This window comes from Terracoccus luteus (genome assembly GCF_003635045.1).
GTDB lineage: Bacteria > Actinomycetota > Actinomycetes > Actinomycetales > Dermatophilaceae > Terracoccus > Terracoccus luteus.
Map to the genome: position 1 here is coordinate 3,158,648 of NZ_RBXT01000001.1, position 19,086 is coordinate 3,177,733.

At 67.3% G+C, this 19,086-nt stretch carries 7 protein-coding genes; 1 reads left to right on the forward strand and 6 read right to left on the reverse strand.

Annotated elements, in window-relative coordinates; all coding sequences use genetic code 11:
• The first annotated feature begins 8 nt into the window (after positions 1 to 8).
• The gene (locus DFJ68_RS14360) at positions 9 to 254 is read left to right on the forward strand and encodes a protein-tyrosine phosphatase family protein (RefSeq protein WP_245963665.1); all 246 of its coding nucleotides are present in this window, start codon (positions 9 to 11) and stop codon (positions 252 to 254) included.
• Positions 255 to 259: 5 nt separating this feature from the next.
• Here DFJ68_RS14360 and DFJ68_RS14365 read toward each other — a convergent pair whose 3' ends face one another.
• From DFJ68_RS14365 to DFJ68_RS14390, 6 genes are all read right to left on the reverse strand, one after another.
• The gene (locus DFJ68_RS14365; RefSeq protein ID WP_121034268.1) at positions 260 to 1,816 is read right to left on the reverse strand and encodes a ribonuclease H-like domain-containing protein; all 1,557 of its coding nucleotides are present in this window, start codon (positions 1,814 to 1,816) and stop codon (positions 260 to 262) included.
• Positions 1,817 to 2,035: 219 nt separating this feature from the next.
• Positions 2,036 to 2,788: a hypothetical protein gene (locus tag DFJ68_RS14370; RefSeq protein ID WP_147431598.1), complete on the reverse strand. Its 753-nt coding sequence runs from the start codon at positions 2,786 to 2,788 to the stop codon at positions 2,036 to 2,038.
• Between the two features lie 3 nt (positions 2,789 to 2,791).
• Positions 2,792 to 4,993: a 3'-5' exonuclease gene (locus DFJ68_RS14375; protein ID WP_170165786.1), complete on the reverse strand. Its 2,202-nt coding sequence runs from the start codon at positions 4,991 to 4,993 to the stop codon at positions 2,792 to 2,794.
• On the reverse strand, positions 4,993 to 11,475 hold the full coding sequence (locus DFJ68_RS14380; protein WP_121034272.1) for a DEAD/DEAH box helicase: 6,483 nt from the start codon (positions 11,473 to 11,475) through the stop codon (positions 4,993 to 4,995). Before DFJ68_RS14380 ends, DFJ68_RS14375 begins: the two co-directional genes overlap by 1 nt.
• Positions 11,475 to 16,121: an Eco57I restriction-modification methylase domain-containing protein gene (locus tag DFJ68_RS14385; RefSeq protein WP_420823662.1), complete on the reverse strand. Its 4,647-nt coding sequence runs from the start codon at positions 16,119 to 16,121 to the stop codon at positions 11,475 to 11,477. Before DFJ68_RS14385 ends, DFJ68_RS14380 begins: the two co-directional genes overlap by 1 nt.
• Positions 16,122 to 16,128: 7 nt before the next feature.
• The gene (locus DFJ68_RS14390) at positions 16,129 to 19,038 is read right to left on the reverse strand and encodes a helicase-related protein (RefSeq protein ID WP_121035403.1); all 2,910 of its coding nucleotides are present in this window, start codon (positions 19,036 to 19,038) and stop codon (positions 16,129 to 16,131) included.
• Positions 19,039 to 19,086 lie beyond the last annotated feature (48 nt).

A 19,086-nucleotide genomic window follows, 5' to 3' on the forward strand; every position in this document is an offset into this window, starting at 1 on the left:
GCCGCTTTGTGCTGCGCGACACCGTCGATGCCATCGAGGAGTTCCGTGCGGCGGGCAAGCGGGTGCTCGTCCACTGCGTGGCGGCGCACAACCGCACTCCAGCCCTGGCCCGCGCCTACGCCACACGGAGGCTCGGGGTGGCAGCGAGCTTCGCGGCATACGAGCCCCTGGGCCTGCCCGACCCGCTTCGACGGGGTGCTCTCTGGCGGGCCGCCAACCTCGGAGCTGACGTCGATTCAGGCGACCGTACGTGAAGGGTTCAGTGCGCGTCTCGTTCAGGCCGTGACCTGCGCAGCCCGTCCCTGATCGCAGCCTGGGCCGCAACGTCCGACTCGTTGTAGCGGGACAGCCACTCGATCGCCGCGGCCGCATCTTCGCCGCCGCCGCGGGCCACTTCGATCCGGACTTGGGACTCGGCGCCGCCGGCGTCGTCCACCGCCCAGCGGAACCCGAAGATCGGAGCAACCACCTTGATGGACGCTCCGTCGCGCGGAAAGAAGTGCTTCGTATACCAGGCGTGCAGGTCGAGGGCGTGGCGCTCGAGGAGGGCGTGCACCGCGGGGTGGTTGCTGGTCCGGCTGCGCTCCGGGTGCGACCAGTGGAAGACCGTGACGGACTTCCCCGCCGCCTCGGCCTCCGAGATCACTCGACCGAGCCGTGTGGCGAATTCCTGCGCCAGGTCGGCGGCGCCATCGTCATCGAGCGGGGCGTAGGAGAGGACCGGGTCGAAGACAGCGGTGGACTCGTCCTGGCCCTGCCTGACCCGCAGGCCCCAGAGGTAGATCCTGCCTTCGAGGTCCCACTCGATGTCGAAGTCCACCTCGACGTCCGCGGACGGGACCTGCGGCCAGTCCTCGTGCGGCTCGAACGCGACGCCGGACAAGGCCATCCGCGCGCGCCGCACCAGCGCGCTGTACTTCTGCTGTGCCCTCCCCCCGGGTTGGGTGTCACGAGGCGACCATGGCTCAGGGGGATCGTCGCCGGCGGTGGCGAGATCGGCGACCGTGGTCAGGCCCAGGTCGTACAGGTACCGCCACTGTTGCGCGGTGGGGAGGCCGGTCCGGATCGCGAACGACGCGTCCTCCGGCCCAGCGACTTGGACGCAGTACTCCTCCCACACGCAGCGAGCGCATTCGGTGACGTGGAACGGCCGCACGATCTCGTCGCCCGCTCTCGCGGTCTCGGCCACCTGCAGACGGAACGCGAACTCGTGGTCGTAGCGCTCCAACAGGCTGCGCTTCGCTCGCCCGGACTCGGTGCTGGCAGAGAAGGTGTCCTTCCGCGGCGCGTTCAGCTCGTACCAGACGACGAGCCACGGATCGCCCCCCAGATCGGAGTAGTCGGACGAGCCGATGATCCCGCCCATCACGTAGTCATCGCCGGCATGGAGCCCCAGCGCCTGGAGCATCCGTGTGTAGTGAGCGAGCTGGAGCCCGTCATCCTCCATCGACCGAGTCGCATCCGACAGGCCGACCTGCTTCCATCGGCGCGATGGTTCAGCCAGCGACGACACCCATACGGCACGGCGAGCGGAGTCCTGGCGCGTCCCGTGCAGCTTCACATCCACCGGCACGTACCCCTCCCCCATCAGCACGAGCAGGTCCGGAGCCCCGACCATCGCCCCCGCGCGCGGAAGGCGCCCGTTGACGATCAGCGGCACTCCAGAATGCATCGCCGCCAAGGTGGCCTCCGTATTGGCGTCCCAGCCGTCATCGTCGGACATCACGACCGCGCCGGCGGCCTCCCCGAGGCGGGCATTCACCAGGGTTTCGAACGCGTTCCCTGCGTCGAAGAGCGTCTGGGTCGCCGCGTCCACGGCGGGCCTTGGCGGAGAGTTCGGCGAAAAATCGTTGTGCACTGCACGGGCACAGCGTTTCGCCGGGTACCCCCCAAGCAGGACTTGGGCCCGCTCGGTGCCATCCTCACCCCGCACAATCCCTCCTCTGAGAGTCCGGCCGCGCCTCTGCGCTGGTTCCCTCACCCCCGACGATGGCTCCGGAGCCTGCGCCGAGGTCCTCTTCAGATGTCAGAAGCCTCAGTGACCGAGAACGTGCCACCGGTGTCGACCGCGGAACCAGAGACCGGTCTCGCGAGACTTCCGGTAGGTCCCAAGCCACCCGATCGGCGGGCACCACAGGGCGACTTTGCGCGAGCCACCGTCGATCTGCGGCTCGACCAAGTCATTGGCCAAGGCGTCGAAGAGATCGACGTACCCGTCCGTTGTGAGTGTCGTGACCGCATGCGCCCCGCGTGATCCCTTGGGAATGAGCCTAACGACCCTCCGCCATGCCTCACCGTCGCGGCTGGGGAAGAGCGGCAACCACGGTGCGTGACCGCGGAGGTGAAGGGGGTCGCTGCCGCCGCTGAACCACTTGGTGTACCGCGGGTCTCGCCTCCACTCGTCGCAGGCCCGCTTGAGCTCCGGCGGAAGACCCGCCTTCGCAAGGTCGGTCTCCGATGCCCAAGCCAAGAAGATGCCGAGGTCCTGTCCCCACAGGTCTTCGATGGTGCGGAGCAAGGGGTCGTCGAGCGGTCGACCCATCTCCATCCAACGCCAGAGGCCGAGAGGGACGTTGGTCCAGCCGAGGCCGCCAATTGTCAGATGCAGCAGTGGGTTCCAGTAGGCGACGGCGTCCTCAAGGTCACCATCAAGTGCGGCCGTGCGCCGATCGACCTGCCTTGCGAGTTCCGGTGAAGCCGCGTGCTGCCAAGCTTCCGGTAGGAGCCAACACCAAGGTCCGGAGTCGCCTCCGAAAACGCGCTTCTGCGCAGAGTTGTCATCGGTCATCGCTCACCTCTTCACTAGTGGGCTGGGTTTGCCGGACCACGTCACGGCAAGCAGGTCACGCGCGCGCGTCGCCGCGACGTAGAGCAACGACCGCTCTCGCAGTAGCGCGTCCGCCTGCGCGGACTCGTCGTAGTTCTGGTCGCGCAGGGCAGCGGGGATAGAGCCCTCGCGCACCCCGAAGAGGACAACCTTGCTGAACTCGGTCCCCTTCGACCGGTGCATCGTCATCACGACGGGCTGCCCTGGCCTGATGGCCTCGTTGTCGACGCCCCGCACTGTGACACCTCGTTCGGCCAGCCCTGATACGACGCGCTCCTGCTGGTTCCGATCGCGGACCAGGATCGCCAGCGTCTCGGGCGCGACATCGGTCTCGGACGTCCACCCCTTGACCAGATCAGCAACGCGGTCGAGCTCGTCCGCCACGGACTCGCATGCAATGAACTGAGGCACCGGCCCGCTCCGTGCAGAGCGGTACTTCGAGTGGTCCTCAGCCTCGCCCTCGAGATCGCTGTAGTCCGCGCCGTCGAGCACGGACATTGCCCAGCGCAGGTTCTGTGCCGTTGTCCGGTAGTTGAGGTTCAGCCGGCGCGCGCGCCCGACGATCTTGATCCCATACTGGGACAACGTGATCCGGTGGCCGTAGATCCGCTGGTGAGAATCCTCGGCAATGAAGATGTCGTCCTTCCCTTCGGCGACGGCCGCACGCAGAAGCTGCCACCGTGACGGCGAGAGGTCCTGGCCCTCGTCCACGAGCACATAATCGAAGGGCCGAGTGGCTCCGGCGGCCGCCTGCAGGTTCAGGTGCTCGGCGGCCAACGTCGCGACCTCGGGATAGTCCAGCCGACCGTAGATGCGGCCCGTCGCGCGGTAGGAGGCGATGACGTCCCACACCGCCGTGCGCTTGGCACGGTCCAGCGCAACACCACGCCCAGGCCTGCGCACCTTGAGGTACTCCGCCTTCTCCCTGATCTGGTTCGGCAGCACGACAGCCGAGTACTCCTCCTCAAAGAACCCAGGGCTCTTGAGCTGCGGCGGAAGCGCCTGGCCGGCGACGGCGATGGCGTCGGCCCAAGCGGTGCTCGGGCTCCGATCGGAGACCTCGGTGGTCGCGACTCCCAACACGGCCTCGGCCGCCTTCGCGATGCCAGGCCCAGCAGCCTTGACGACGCGAGCCGCGAAGGCATCGACGCCCACGACGTAGGCGCCGGCGTCCCCGATGTTCTTGGCGCGCGGCAGATCCGGATCCAGCCGACGCAGGTCCCGGTCGAGCATGTTCGCGAGGTTTGTGGTGTACGTGGTCACGAGCACGCGAGGGGTGGGCATGCGTCGGGTGAGCGCACGGGCGCGGTGCAGCACGACCACCGTCTTCCCGGTCCCCGCTCCTCCGGTAAGGCGGGCCGATCCGTTGTACCCCTTGTAGACGTACTGGCGCTGGTCCGGGTGGAGGAAGATCCGCCACGCGCCGAAGTCACCCTCGTTGATGACGCGCTCGAGCTCCGCGTTGGACTCGATCCACGCGAAGGTGAGCTGACTCGCGGGCCGCTTGAGGCCTTCGATGATCGCCTCGTCCGAGTGGACGTCTTCGGTCTCGTGCTGGCCGAGTCCGTAGCGTTCCTTGATGTCGCTGATCGAGGTTCCACCTATCAGGTCGATCAGCGCGAGCCCCTGCCAGTCCGCGGGGGCCCTGTCGACCACAGAGGCGAGGGAGTCCTCGTCCGTGGCGGCCATCGCGAGCTCTGCGAAGCGCGCATCGAGTCCGAGGCTGTCGACGAGGTCCTTCACCCCGAAGCCGTATGCCGCCAGCATCGGGGGCAGGCTCGTCTTCCCTCCCGCTGGAGTGACCTCCGCAGGCGCCGCCTCTGGTTCGGGGACAACCGTGGGGGCGGCGTCGAGAATCTCGGGCACACCGGAGATCGGGTTCAGCTTGAGCACGACCTTCTGCGCCACCTCGATCGCGTCGTCGTGCGGCCAGATGCCGTGGAGGACGTAGTCGACAGAATCGGGGGTGGTCAGCTTGAAGAGGACCGCGCGGTAGCCCTGGTCGACACGTCCAGTCCTGACGCGGGGGTCGGCACTGTTGTTGATCGGCTCGATGTGCAGCCCAGGCAGCGATGGGTCCTCTGACAGCTTCTCGAGGAACGCAAACGCCTTCTTCTTGAGACCAGGTTCGAGCTTGCTCACCAACTTGGTGATGATCACGGACATCAGTGGGCTTCCTTCTCGGTGAGTGCTTCCAGCAGCGCTTCGATCTTGGCGTCGACGACGGTCCAGCCGTCCGCCTGGAGGTCTTCGATAGAGGCGTCGTCGGGATCGACGAGCACGGCGATCTTGCGGTTGGGCCAAGCGAAGTCGACGGGTGTTCCGTTGGCGAACTCCTCGCCATAGACGGGCACGGCGACGGTCGTCGAGTTAGCCAGTGCCCGGACCAGGGCGAGCTCGAGTGCGCTGTCCTTGACGAGGTCGGCAAGCGCTGCCCACTCGGGTGCCAGGTCCACGGCGGGCGCAGCGACCGAGGCAACGACTACCGCTGGCGCCCCGGTGGTGGTCGCCAGCGTGGTCGACGTCAGGACAACCGTGTGGCTCGCGTCCGTGAACGCGTTTGCGAGCTGTAGCCAGCGCTGCCACGCCCGCTTGTGGTCCGGATCCGCCACGGCAGAGTCGCTGTCGTCAAGGATGACGACGGTCTCCATGGCCGTCTGGGTTGCGGGGTGGAGTCGCGTCAAGACGCCCACCTGGCCCTCGCGCCACCAGATCGCCGAAGGCGCGCCAGAGGTGGTGGCGTTCCCGGCCGCCGCCATGAGCTCGGCCGCAAGACCCGCGAGACTGGCCTCGGCGTCAACGGCAATACCGACGGCGCCGTTCGCGGCGAGCAGCATCCAGACCGCGTCCGCGAGCGCCTTGCGGGGAGCGTGATGGGGCTGCTGGATCCACGACATGAGCCAGTCCATCGGCCCGCCGGTCAGAGCCTTGACCGCGTCCCGGTTGAAGCCTCCCCCCGGCTGACCAGCGGGCAGGGCCAGGAGGTGGTCGACGACGGGCGGCAGCACCCACTCGTATGCCGGCGCGTGCTTTCCTCCCTCCGTGAGGTCTGCATCCGTCAGCCCGAGGACTGCGAAGTCGTTGAGCCGCAGAGTGTTGCGCTTCACAGCGTCGTCCGCGATGCGGTTGTGCTGCGGGCTGGCGTGGTAGGTCCAGCCGTCAGTGAAGATCGCGATCGGTGGAATGCCCGGATCGTTGCTCCGCAGCACGAAGTCGGGGATGGACCCGTGCGACAGCTCCTGCGGAGTCAGGGTCCAGACGCGCTGGTCCCCACCGAAGGTGATGGTGAGCCGGTTCCCAGAGGGGCCGGGCTTCTCCTTGACCGTGGCGTTGAGTGCCTTGAGACGCTCCTCGAAGACATTGCGGAAGAGCAGTTCGAGGTGCGACTCACTGCTGCCGCTCCCCACAGGGCCCTCGGTGACCTGCCAGCCCATCGCATCAGCCGGCGGGACCTCGTCGGACTCCAAGGGGGACGACATGCCCAGGATCGTCCGAAGGTGCCGCTCGGCCGCTAGCCGGGACAGCCGATCGGCACCCAGCCCGAAGGAGAAGGGCAGGAGGCACCGATGACAGGCCATCCGGTTCTCGTCCTTGCAGGGACACAGCGCCACGACCTGGAGGGCTGTGGCGAGGAGGTCCCACATCTCCTCCGGCTCGGCGAGGTCCGCGAGGTAGCCCGTTCCACCCGGCACGATGTCGTGCAGGAGCAGAGCATCACGGACCTCCCCTTGGGCGCCGCCGGGGATGGGTGCCGGGATCGTCGCGACCTCGAGATGGTCTGGGTTGCCGCCCATGCGCTCGCGGAGCCCCAACAGCACCGCCGCGGCCAGGCTGGGGACGGCGAAGGAGTCGCCGAGCGTGACCTGCAGGGGCAGAGACAGCACCACGGCCTGAGTCGTCAGGGTCCGCGTCAGACCGACCACGCGGGCATCCTCGGCGGACGCGTCCCGGTAGCGGCACCAGGGCCGGTGCTCGTGACGGTTGTTCGCGTTGGCGTGGCTGTCCGCTTTCCCGCATGCCGCGCAGACGCGGAACATCGTGTTCGGCAGCTGCTGCCCTGCCACACCTCGCGCCGACATGCCCGACACACTGGCGCGGCCGGCGTTGAGCCAGCGGATGTCCATCGATCGGTAGTGCGCGATCCCGAACGTTCCACCGGTCACAGCCCACTGACGCGTGACGTTGGCCGGGTTCAGGTCCGGGGCGACGGCGATGACGAAGCGAGTCTTCTTTCGCTCGTCGCTGCTGTCGTTGATGCGGCTCTCGTCCCTTCGGACCTCGCTCAGAACCCTGGTCATCTCTACGACCTCGAACCGTTGGGCGGCGTCCGCGATCTGCGAGCTGCCGCATCGGGGGCACGACGTCACGGTGATCTGGTTGCCAGCGGGCGCGAGGTCGCACGCATACCCGCAGACGTCGCACCACGCCCAGGGCCGGATGAGGTTCGTCTCGGTGCCGAGGTCGAGCCCGTCGACGTCCATCTCCAGACCGCGGGCGTAGAAGGTCGCGCCGGGCGCGAAGTCCCGAAGGGCCAGGGACGCCACCCGGTTGAACGTCCGCTGCTCCGACATGTAGGCGTTCGTCTCCGGGTCGCGCCAGGTCACGGCGACGTCGAGGGTGACCGAGTCGTCGACGAGGGTGTAGTTGGGCAACAGCCCATACTCCTCCAACGACGAGATCCAGTGCTTGTTGCGGTGGTCGTTGTGGTGGCGGCCGACCAACTTGAGCGTCGACTCGGCAGAACGGAAGTCCCGCTTGTCGTCGTCCGAGGCAGCCGGACTCTCCGCGGCGGCCTTGAGCTCGGGGAGCTTGGCGAGGATCTCCTGACGTCGGTGCGCGAGGTCGAGGTCGAGCTGCCCCCACCGCTGTGACGCGGCATACACGAGTCGGGCCAGACCGCTCGTCCCCCAGTCGACCTCACCGGCGGCCTCCTGCGGCGTCGCCCACGCCCGGAGCATCTCCTGGGTCTCGGGCTTGAGGTTGTCGAAGGTCTCGAGGAACTCCTCGAGGTACTCGTCGGCATGGTTCTCGGCCTCGGTGACAAGGTCACCGAGGAACGTGCCGTATCCCGCCGACTCCATCGCGAGCCCGGCCTTACTGGGGATGAACTGCGACGGGTTGCGTGCCATCCGGTCGATGACCGAGGCGATGTACTGCCGCTGGAGGATCTCCTCGGCATTGAGATAGGTCGCCGGCGGCCGGACCTCGCCGTTGATGACGGACAGCGGGTCCCCGAGCCGGGGCAGGTGCTCTCCGCGCCCGGTTACGAAGGCGACATTGAGGGAGTTGCCGGTGAGGCGACCTGCCCGGCCGACTCGCTGGAGGTAGGACGCCACGGTCCGCGGCAGGGAGGCGAGGAGCACCGTCGACAGGTCGCCGATGTCGATACCCATCTCCAGCGTGGGCGTGGCCACGAGGACGTTGGGTGCGCCCGGATCCGTGCCCCCTGATCGGAAGGCGCGTTCGTACTCCAGCCGGACATCGTCCTCCAGCAGGCTCGAGTGCTCTCGGGAGACGATGCGCCGCATGTCCGACGACGCGTACAGGTCCCGATAGAAGTTCTCGCTTCTGGGTGTGGACACGAGGTGCCCAGGACACCGGACACTCGTGCAGCGGCTGCCGTCGAGCTGTTCGACGACGGTGGTCGTGCCGTCGAGGTGGGTTCGACAGACGTCGCAGACGAGGAGCGTGGTGGGCTTCGCCAGCTCGTCGTCGGTGATCGGGGCGATGACGATGGAGCTGGGAGCAAGCGCGAAGACGGTCCCCCCCGACTCGGTCACGCTCGCCGTGAGGACATCCTCCTTGGCTAGCCGATCGAGGAGTGCCTTGGCGAGCACGGCCCCGTGCCTGGGGCTGACCCGCAGTGTCTTCGCGGTCCAGTTCGCATACCAGCTCTGCGGCGAGGTGACGGGGTCGAGCAGCGGCTCGCGCATCGTCGCGCCGCCAACGCGGGGGAAGGCGGGCGCCGCCCGTCCCGAGGGGAAAGCGGGCATCCCCTGGGTGCGAGGTCTGCCACCCCAGATGAAGAAGCGACGGCCGTCGCTGGCGATGTACTTCGAAAGCCACTCGTGGGCGATGCCACCCTTCTGGCGCATGTGCTCCAAGACGCCTCGCACCCAGGCCACGAGGTCGGCCTCTGGTGTGGCGGACAGCGGGGCATCGAGTGTGTCCTGCACCCCTTCGAGGTCGAGGGCCGCCTTGGCAAGGGAAGCGAGCCGCGCAGGGCTGCCGGCCTCCACCTGGACCGCGACCGACCCGGTGCGCTCAAGGGTGCGGCCGAAGCTCGACTGGAGGCCGAACTCCAGGGTGGTGTCGAACAGGAGCCGGCGCTTGACGCGTGCCCGTGCCTGGCTCATGCGGCCAACAGATGCGTTGGGTTTCCACCAACCGTCGAACTCATCGCGATCGATGCAGTCGGGCGGAACCATCCGGTAGCGGCTGAAGGGGTCGGCTTGGCCGCGCTGGAACACCCTCTCGACGAGCTCGTCGAGGGTGCAGGGACCGGCGCCGATCGCGTCTCGGAGCATGGCGCGGAAGGTCAGCGTATGCGAGCGCGCCTCGACGAAGCCGGCCCGGTGGGCGGCGTCCTGGACGCTGTCGGTGAAAACGAGGGACTTCTTCTCGCGCGGGTCCAGCGCAGCCTCGCCGAACAGCGTGGAGAGCGTCACGGACAGGAGCGTCGCGATGGCGCTGCCGAGGAAGCGTATGCCGTCCTCCTGCAGGCAGGAGGGGCACGTGTCCTTGCGCGAGAGATCGTCCGCCTCGACGCCTACATGGGTGAGCACCGGCAGGATCCGCCCGGCACGGAGCCGCTCGTCATCCGGCTCGGGCATCTTGGTCAGCAAAGTCCGGTGGTCGGTGTCGAACCAGAGCAGGTTTTCGATGCGCTCTGCCTCGCCGGACGGCCCGAGCCCGATGCTGAAGTCGGCCTCGGCGGGGGCGGCGAGGAGGGGTCGGAAGCGGCCCTCCTTCAGGGCATGACGCCTCCGGATGGTCGTGTCGTCGTTCTGAAGGTCGCTGCCCACCGCCGCGAGCTCGACGCCCCAGCCCGATCGGCCACAGTGTCGGCAGTAGAGGGCGGGGAAGGACTGGGCGTAGGGTTCCTCGTCCGTGCCGCCAAGGCGGGCCCCGTCGTCGCTCCAGCGGTAGGCCGTGACGAGGGACGCGTCGCGGTCGATGCGGGTGAGCTCACGCACCCAGAGGGTGAGCTCCACGGTGATAGCCCCGTGACCAGCGATGGCGCGAACGTGGCTCAGGTCGGCGACGAGGTGGTCGAGCGCCCTGAGGTGAAGCTCGGTGGTTCCATCCGCGGCAGTCTCGGTGGGGAAGATGACCTCCAGTAGGTCCTCGCGGCGGGTCGCCTCCACCGCGGCCGTGGCTAGTGCCTGCACGTCCGGAAGCACCCGAGACACTCCGAGGAAAGCCTCGGCGGTCGCAGGGTCATCGCCGTTGGGGAAACGTGCAGCTCCCCGCTCGTCGCCCTCGGGAACCCCTTCGAGGAGAGCGTCGAACACCTCGCGGGTGAGCGCCTCCGGGTCATCGCGGAGGCGGTCGCAGCGTCCAACGAGGCCGCGAAGCTCGGCCTCGGTCAGGTCGCGGAGCCGTCGGGGCGCCAATTGCTGCGCGCTGACCTCTGAGACCGCCGAACCCACCCACTCATCGAGGCTGAGCCGAGACTCGGTGATCACACTGTCTGGTCCGAAGTCGTCGCCGAAGACCGTGTGGGCGAAGCCGACCATCGTTGAGGGATCTCCGCGATCGCCGAGCGTCGCCGAGGTCGCAACGGGGGTGATCTTGCCGAGCGGGCGGGCTCGGTCCGCCTCGGTGATCGAGGAGTCCTCGTCGGGCCAATGGCTCTTGAGGGCCATGCCGAGCCGGCGAAGGAGCATGGCGACGTCCGTCCCCTGAGCCCCGTCGTAGGTGTGGAACTCGTCGAGGACGAGATAGGTCAGCGACGTCGCGCTCTGCTTCCAGATCGGCTGGTCATCCTGGCGCAGCAGGAGCTGGTCGAGCATCTTGTAGTTGGTCAGGAGGATGTCGGGGGCCAGGCTGCGCATTGCGCCGCGGTCGTTGATGAGCCCGCGCTTGGAGACGATCGTCCGGTGCTCGGGATCCTGCTCGCCGGTGTAGATGCCTGCCGTAACGGACGCAAGTTCTGGGCGCGTCGTGAGCAGGTGGGTGAGGCGGCCGGCCTGGTCGTTCGCCAGCGCGTTCATCGGATAGAGGATGAGCGCCTTCATCCCGGTCACGCCCGCGCGGTTGGCTCGGACGACGTGGTCGAGGATCGGGTGGAGGAACGTCTCCGTCTTGCCCGAGCCGGTGCCCGTCGTGACGAGGGTCGGGAGGGGACGCGGCTTGTCGGGGCCGAGGTCGTTCGTCGTGAGCCGCGCGTACGCCGCCGCCTGGTGGCCGTAAGGAACGAGGCCCGGGTCCCAGTCGAGCGAACGCTGCCAGCCGTCATCCGCGGGACGGTACGGAAGGCGAAGGCGGAGGTACGGCCCGCGGAAGATGCCGTCCTCCGCGTCGGAGAGGAACTCTGTGAGGGCCTGCGCGGCCTCAGGGTCGGCGAGGGCGAACGTCGTCGTCAGGTAGTCGACGATGCCCTGCCGTAGGGCACCCGCCTGCAAGCTGGGGAGGAGCTCGGCCATCAGGCGGTTCCACCGGTCTTCTCTGCCAGACGGCGCTCGAACTCGGCGTAGGCGGTGCGCATGTCTGCCTCACGGTCGAGTGTGCCGAAGGGGAGTTCATAGGTGTAGTCGATACCGCTCCCGGGGTGCGTCGCGGTCCGCTCCTCCTCGGTGATCTTGTCGCCCTTCTTGCGCCAGACGGTCAGGACCGAGTTCGGCACAAGACGGCCGTTGGCGTCGTAGGTGTAGTCCCAGTGGTCGTAGCCGTAGAGCACTGCGAACTGGGTCCGGTAGACCGTGCACAGGTCGTCGATGTCGACGCCGAGCATGAGCGCCACAAGGGCATCGAGCTCGACCAACGCGTTGCGTCGGTCGACCGCCCGACGTAGGGGAGTCTCGGGAGTCCACCCCCGTCCGATGGGGCCAGCCGCGAACTGAGGAAGGATCATGGCGTCATCGAGGAACTCCTCGTCCCAACACTGTGCCCACAAGACGGCGTAGGCTCTGCTCACGCAGTTGAGCCGCAATGTGCGCAGCAACAGTGCGTGGATGAGCGGATGTTCGTTATCCACCATCGGGAGGCGATTCACGGTAACGCCGTGGATATCCGCCTTGGGCGCCGAGCGAACATTGAAGTCGCTCAGCAGCGATGAAAGCGCTCCCGCCACGACCACGAGCGACGACGTAGCACCCCTCGGTAGTCCCGCCGAGGTCACAGGGTGGACATGAGCGGCTCCCGGCGGAATAAGTGCAGGAATCAGGGTGCGCTCGCCGCCATTGGCGGCCATGCGTCGCCATGCCACGCGGTAGAAGTCGCGTGCCGGGTACTGGCCCTCGTCACCCCAATGCGTGTACTGAGCCTCGTAAACGTGCGACCTGCCAGCCGGCTTGTAGGACGTGATTGGCACAGACTCGGGTGTCAGATCCTCAAGGTCTGTCGAGGACCAATCGAGATTGTGCTTCATCGACTTGTTGGGGTACTTGTACATCGGCGTCGCGACGTGCAGGTGCGGACCTTGGAGGATCACGTCCTTCCACGCTGCCCCGCCCCACGAAGATTCGAAACGGCCCTTTGTGCGGTCTGTCTTCTCGTTCCAGCCCGCCGAGAACTCGAGCCCTAACGTGGCTATCCGGGGCCGCTTGCTGGTGACCGCGAGAGTCTTGCTGGCAGCTTGATTGACGGTGTAGAGCATTCGGGTCCTGTGCGCTGGGCAACCTGAATCCTCGAGAATATCCCGCCAGGTCTCAAGCACGGAGTCATCGACCGATATGAGCCGCTTGCGATGAGGGCGTCGGTCCCAGTTGCCCTCGGCATCCTTAAGGCCGGGCTCAGGGCCCATTCCGTCATGCACGAACGAGCGATCGATTGTTTCGGGGTGGTAAAGCCCCGTTGCATGCAAGAAAGCAACGTCCATTCTGCGGCCGTATACATGGACACCATAGCTGACAAGATGATGAACCTCGAATAGTGTCAATTCGTTGATGAATTGCCAGTGCCTCCGGAGCCGCGCATAAGTATGAGATCGCAAGATACCAGCTCGTTCGTCACTGAAGTGCGTTTCAGGATGAAGGAGGGAAGCGACACCGGTGCTATGTGAATGTTTCCATACCTGGGACATGAAACATCGGTATAGGTCTGGGCGCAGACCACTGAGGAGAGGGTAGGTGCTGATGTCGCTGACGAACTCACGAACAGCAACCATGTCCCCCGTCGCCTCGAGCGTCAGAGCCTTGATCCCGTCCAGGGCTAGCGTCTCATCGCGCCGCTGTGAACGTTGAACTTCGGATGGCTTGAGGGCCAACTGCCACCAAGGATCCCCCTCGGCGAGGAGGGCATCCACATCGGTATCTGGCTTGACCCAAGGTGGGTTTCCTACTTGGAGGTCGAAGCCGTCATGCGCGAATACCGTTGCGAAGTCGAGCTCCCAGTGGAGGAATCCCTGTCGCCCCGCCACGCGCTCTCCCACGGCAACCCATGACTGCGCTTCCCGCACCTGCTCAATCTGGTCCGCCGCCGCGAAAATCAGGTCGTTGCGCTCCTCCTCGCCGAGTTCTTCCCACGACATGGCCGAGACGAGGGTGTCCATGCCCTTGGCCCTCTGGGCCTTCTTCAGGGTCTCGGTGCCCAAGATCTTCGTGCAGGCATCGATCCATTCCTGCAGTGTCGGCGGCTTGACCTCGGTCTCGGTCAGCGGCCAGAACCACATGGCGCACCAGAGATCCATGACGAGCCGGAGCCTTCGGTAGGCCCCGTTCTCATCGGCGAGCGACGCCTCGATCTCCTCCCGGGTCACAGCTTGTGTGTGCTTCGGGGTCTCGCGTCCCCACAGCTCGATGATGCGGCTGGATTCGGCCTCGGCAATGCGTAGGCGTCGGAGCGCGAACTGCCAGAGCTTCTCGACCCGCTCGCCAAGGACGGTCAGCTGTTGCAGCTGCTTCGTCGTCGGCTTTGCTCTCATTGACCGACGCCACGCCTTGAGCTTCGCGACCGCTTCCGGCGCCAGGGCCGCGACGTCCTTGGGGACCTCAGTGGCTGAGCCCCAGCCCTGGGCTGGCAACAGGAAGTGATGGACGCGGCTCGACGTCGCGCTGAGGGCGTGACCCTCGGCAAGGTTCTCTGCCAGTTCCGTGAGGGGGACGTCCTGCGGGGTCGAGGTCAGCCATGACTTGTCCTTGAGCTGCGCTTGTGAGTACACGGCTCGTCGAGTGCCGATGAGCGAGTTGCCTCGCCGGAGGCGGAGCCCGAACCATGGCGCCTGCAGCCCCGCAACCATGGTGTCGAGCCAGAGGGAAACCTCCGCGAGCTCGACCGCCGTGCCGTTGAGGTCGACCCCGTGGACCTGGTGGAGGGCGATGTACGCCTTCACCTTCTGGAGCTCGGTCGCGTACTCATCCGGGTCGATCCGCTCGTCGAGCTCGTCCTGGCGCCGCTTGAGGTACTCGGCGGCGAGCTGTCGGACTGCCTCGATGGCGAACGCGCCCGACCCGAGGGCCGGCTCGCAGACCGTGAGCTGGAGGATCTCTCCGGCTGTCGTCCGGTGACCGTCTTGGTCGAGGAGCTCGGCGAGCGCCTGCGACACCGTGAAACGGGTCAGCACTTCGGGCGTGTAGTACGACGCCGACTGCTGGCGCTCGCGGCCGGCGAGTCGGAAGACGAAGGTCCCCTTCTCGTGCCGGACTGCGCGCTTCTCCCCGGTCACCTCGTCCTCGACCGTGACGAAGTCCTTCGGATCGAGATGGTCGGCGCGGGTCACCGGGACAACCCAGGAGCCCATGGACGGGTCGCCGTCCTTGGCCACCTCGAAGAGGTCCTCCTCGGCGAAGAAACCGGTGTAGGACATGAGGCCCTCGTAGACGGCACCGAGCTGGTTGATGCCGAGCTCGACGTACGAGATGAAGCCGCGGTCGCGCCCCTTCGACTCCTTGCTCAGCAGCAGGTGTCGAAGCACCCTCTGGAGCGCGACGTTGCCGAGTCCGACCTCATCGATGAGCGCGGTGGCCTTCGGAAGGAACAGATCGGCGCGCATGGGGTTGAAAACGAGCCCTTCGGCTTCTGCGGCTTCGTCGGGAGCCGGCTGCGGGGCATCCCCGTGACCGGCGTCGACGAGGCGGAAGAGCTTCTCGAGCGACTCGTACAGGTGCCGACCCGAGCGGCTGTTCGCGCCGTGCAGCTCGACGAGCGTCAGCTCACGGAGCCGGTCGAGGCTGTAGCCCTGCTCGTACTCGCTTGCCCCCGTCGGCAGTACGCCGAGCTCGGTCGAGGCCTCTGCGTAGAGGAGGAAGAGGATCCGGTAGAGGTAGCGCAACGACTGGATGGCCAGCGCCTGGGCCTGGCTCTCGGGAAGGGGCTCGAGACCCTGTGCTGCACGGCGAGCGACGACCTCGTTGGCGATGATCTCGATGGAGAGGCGCACGCCCTCACGCAGGTCCTTCGAGACGCCGACCGTGTGCTTGACGGAGTCCTCGAGGACGGTCGACCACCAGATGTCGCCGTCCGCATCAGGGCCGAGGGAACCGGCCTCCAGGCAGGTCAGGGCGCGGTCGGCCTCGCCGCCGCGCTTCGTGTCGTTTCGCTCAGCGACGGTCTGCAGGTCGACGGCGAGGTAGCGGCCCTCCGGCCAGCGCTCCTGCTCGGCGACGACGGCCCAGCGGCCGGCGAGGATGAGTACGAAGGCGGGTGCCTCGTCGCGGACGAAGAGGCTCGACACGAGTCGCGCGGCGGACTTGTACTCGGTGCCGTCCTCGGTGATGAACGGCTCCGCGAGTGAGGGAGCGTCCTTGGCGACCACGTCGTCGACCGCGTCGGCGGGAAGGGCGGCGAGGATCGCGAGGGGAGCCTGACCGGTGATGCCCGGAGACGACACCCACGTGAGGGGGCCTTCAGAGTGAGGGGCGAACTGCCCGGTGCGGTAGCCGAGGATCGTCAGGAGGTCGTCATGGAGGTCGTCGGCATCGGTGGCTTCGGTGCCGTCAGCGAGAAGGTTGGTGAAGGCGTTCTCCAGGCGTCCGCGGGCCGCAGTGAAGCGAGTGAGGCTCGTCTCGACCTCGGAGGCGTCCCACTCCTTGCGTCGCTCGAGGACCTTTCCCTGGAACGACTCCGACTTGGCGTCGGTCGTGAAGTAGTGCTCGCTGATCCAGTCCTCGCCGACGACGAAGGCGTCACTCACCGGCATCTCAGGCTCCCCCTGCCTGGTTGTTCTCGATCGGGTGGCCCTGCGGGAGGACGACGAGGAGCGGTCGCACGAGTTGGCGGTCAGGCATCCTGCCCCCGGCCAGCCGCTTCTCCTCCTCGACACTCACCCGCCTGCTCTTGATCTCCGAGCGCTGGATGAGGGCGCTGGCGTCGTGCGTCCAGTCGTCGACCCGGCTGGACCACTCGGCTACCTGCTTGGCGGCTTCGTGCTCTGCGGCCGCGAACTGGGAGGCCATCCGCTTGCGCGCCTCGTCGACGGCATACGGGATGAGGGTGGTCAGTGTGTCCGTGTGGGCTACGCGTCCCGGGTTGGTCATCGAGAGGCCAACCCCCGCCATGCCGAGCATGTCTGCGGCCGAGTCGTGCAGCTCGATAATGGTGTGAGCGGCCGCCTTCGGGTTGATGAACTGCACGGACAGCCATACCGAAGACACTGTCAGGCCGCGCTTGTTGGTGAGGGTGCCAAGGAGCAGGACAGTCGGCAAATCGACGTCGCCGCGCACCGCGAAGACCTGGTTGCGGGCGAGGGACGCGAGTGCCCGGTCGCTGGCCCAGTCGATGACAGGGTGCAGTGGGCCGAGGTAGTGGGCCTCCGGCCACGAGGAGCCGCCGCCGTCGGCGAGGGCAGCCTCGAGGAGGCTCTTGCCCTTTGCCTTCGACGTGGCGAGGAGGAGGCGCTTGGTCACCTGTCGCTCGGCCAGGTAGGACTGCGGGAGGACGTCGAGGCGGGCCCGCAGGTCAGCCGGCGGCTCGAACTCGACGATCTGCTCCGCGTCGTGGCGTCGCCAGCGGACACCTCCATGGCTGGAGGATGCGTCGGGCACGGTGTAGGCCTGCTGCAGCGCCTCCTCGAGGAAGTCGACCTCGGTGGCATACAGGGAGGACGCGGCGGCCGTGGTGGTTTGGTCGGCGGGGGGCGTGACTCGGCCGAGCTGCTGGAGGCGGGCAAGGAGGCCCAGCACGCTGTTGTCCTGCGCCACATGCTCGGGCGTCGCGACGACGTCGTCGAGCCGGGCCTGGCCGGCGAGGACCTTGCGGATTTCGTCCTCCTCGGCCTTGACGTCGAACTTGCCCATGAGAGACGCGGAGTCGCCAAGGGCCGTATGAGCCTCCTGCTCCTTCTCGAGGAGCTTGCTGAGGACGCGCAGGTCACCCGAGAACGTCGGGTGGGACGGTTCGAGCAGGAGCGTCGTGATCTCCGGCGAGTGCTTCTGGCCGTAACGGTCGATGCGGCCATTGCGCTGCTCGATGCGGATCAGCGACCACGGGATGTCGAAGTGGATGAGGTTATGGCACTGGAGGTGGAGGTTCACGCCCTCGGAAGCCACATCGCCTGTGACGAGGACGCGGACCGGGGACGAGGTCTGCTTGAACTCCTCGACGATCTCCTGCTGCTCCTGGTCGGTCAGGCCGCCGTGGAGGATGCGGACCTCGCCGGCCGAGAAACCGAGGTCCTTGCGGAGGCTCTCGCGGAGCCATGCGAGGGTGGCGATGCGTTCGGCAAAGATCACGGCCCGCTCCGGCTTGCCCTTGCCGACGCCGATCTCCTTGAGGCGCTTGACGAGGCCGGCGTACTTGCCTGTTGCTTGGTTGGCGTGGGTGGCCTTGAGCGCAGCCTCGGCCAGAATGGTGAGGCGCTCGAGAGCCTCGACCTCGCGGGCCTCCCCGGGATGCTGAGGGTTGAGCTTGGAGCGGCGCTGGCGGCACGACTCGACGAGGGCGGCCGGAGAGGAGAGGAACGCCTTGGCCAGCGTCCACGGGAAGAGGGAGTTGCCGCCCGAGTGAGGGCTGGACCCCTTTGGGTGGAGCCAGACGTCGGCGAGCTCGTCGGCGACGGCGTCTTCCTCGGGCGAGGCCGGCACGAGCAAATGGCGCGGCTCGGCACGCTCGGCCCAGTCGGCGCCGACGACGCCGGCCACCTCGGGGCTGTAGCGGTGACGACGCACGATGAGGCGCCGCACCTCGTCCTCGACGAGCTCGCCGCCGGGCCGGACCGCTGTGGGCTCGAGGAGGCGGATGAGCTCGGCGAAGGACTCGGCGTTGCCGTTGTGCGGCGTGGCGCTCGCCAGGATCAGAGCGTCAGTGTTGGGAGCGAGGACGCGGGCGAGGCGGTTGTTCTGTGTCTGCGAGTTGGTCACGCCGTGGGACTCGTCGATGACGACGGCATCCCAACGGTGCTTGCGCAGGTGGTTGAGGTAGCGGTCGTTCTTGAGGGTGTCGATCGAGATGATCGCCCGCTTGTACATCGTGAACGGGTTGCGGGTCGCAGGAAGCTTCTGACGGACTCGCTGGATGCCCACCGAGTCGAGGCGGACGAACGGCAGCGCGAAGCGGGTCCACATCTCGTGCTGCATCTGCTCGAGGACGTGGCGCGGGCTGACGATGAGGATGCGGTCACCGCGGCCCCGCCTGACGAGCTCGCTGAGGATCATCCCGATCTCGAGGGTCTTGCCGAGGCCGACGGCGTCGGCAAGGAGGATGCGTGGCCGAAGGTTGGCCGGGTCGAGGGCACGCTGCACCGCGGCGTGCTGGTAATCCAGCGGGTCGGCGAGGACCTGGCTCGACACCGCGAGGCTGGGGTCATCGACCGGAAGGGCCGTCTTGCGGAGCGTTGCCTCGAGCCAGAGGCGGCTGCGTCTGTAACCGGGCGAGTCGTCGGCGACCACCATGGTCTTCGCGGGGTCCACGACGGTGATGTCGTCGAGACTCTCGTAGAACGTCGCTGTCGTGTCCCGGACCAGTTCACTGAGCCCTTGGACGGTGAGCAGCCACCCGTCGGCCGTCGACTGCACACCCGTGACGAGCCACTCCTCGTCGCGCACCATGACGACCGATCCCGGCGCGACTTCCAGATTCCCCTGCACTGCTCCCCTGACCTCGTCCCGTGGCATTACGGACATGCTTGCGACCGTACTGCAGACCACTGCTGCCGCCGACGC

Excerpts from the sequence above, each read along its gene's own strand:
- DFJ68_RS14370 (WP_147431598.1), bottom strand. The coding sequence starts at position 2,788 with ATGACCGATGACAACTCTGCGCAGAAGCGCGTTTTCGGAGGCGACTCC.
- DFJ68_RS14375 (WP_170165786.1), bottom strand. The coding sequence starts at position 4,993 with ATGTCCGTGATCATCACCAAGTTGGTGAGCAAGCTCGAACCTGGTCTC.
- DFJ68_RS14380 (WP_121034272.1), bottom strand. The coding sequence starts at position 11,475 with ATGGCCGAGCTCCTCCCCAGCTTGCAGGCGGGTGCCCTACGGCAGGGC.
- DFJ68_RS14390 (WP_121035403.1), bottom strand. The coding sequence starts at position 19,038 with ATGCCACGGGACGAGGTCAGGGGAGCAGTGCAGGGGAATCTGGAAGTC.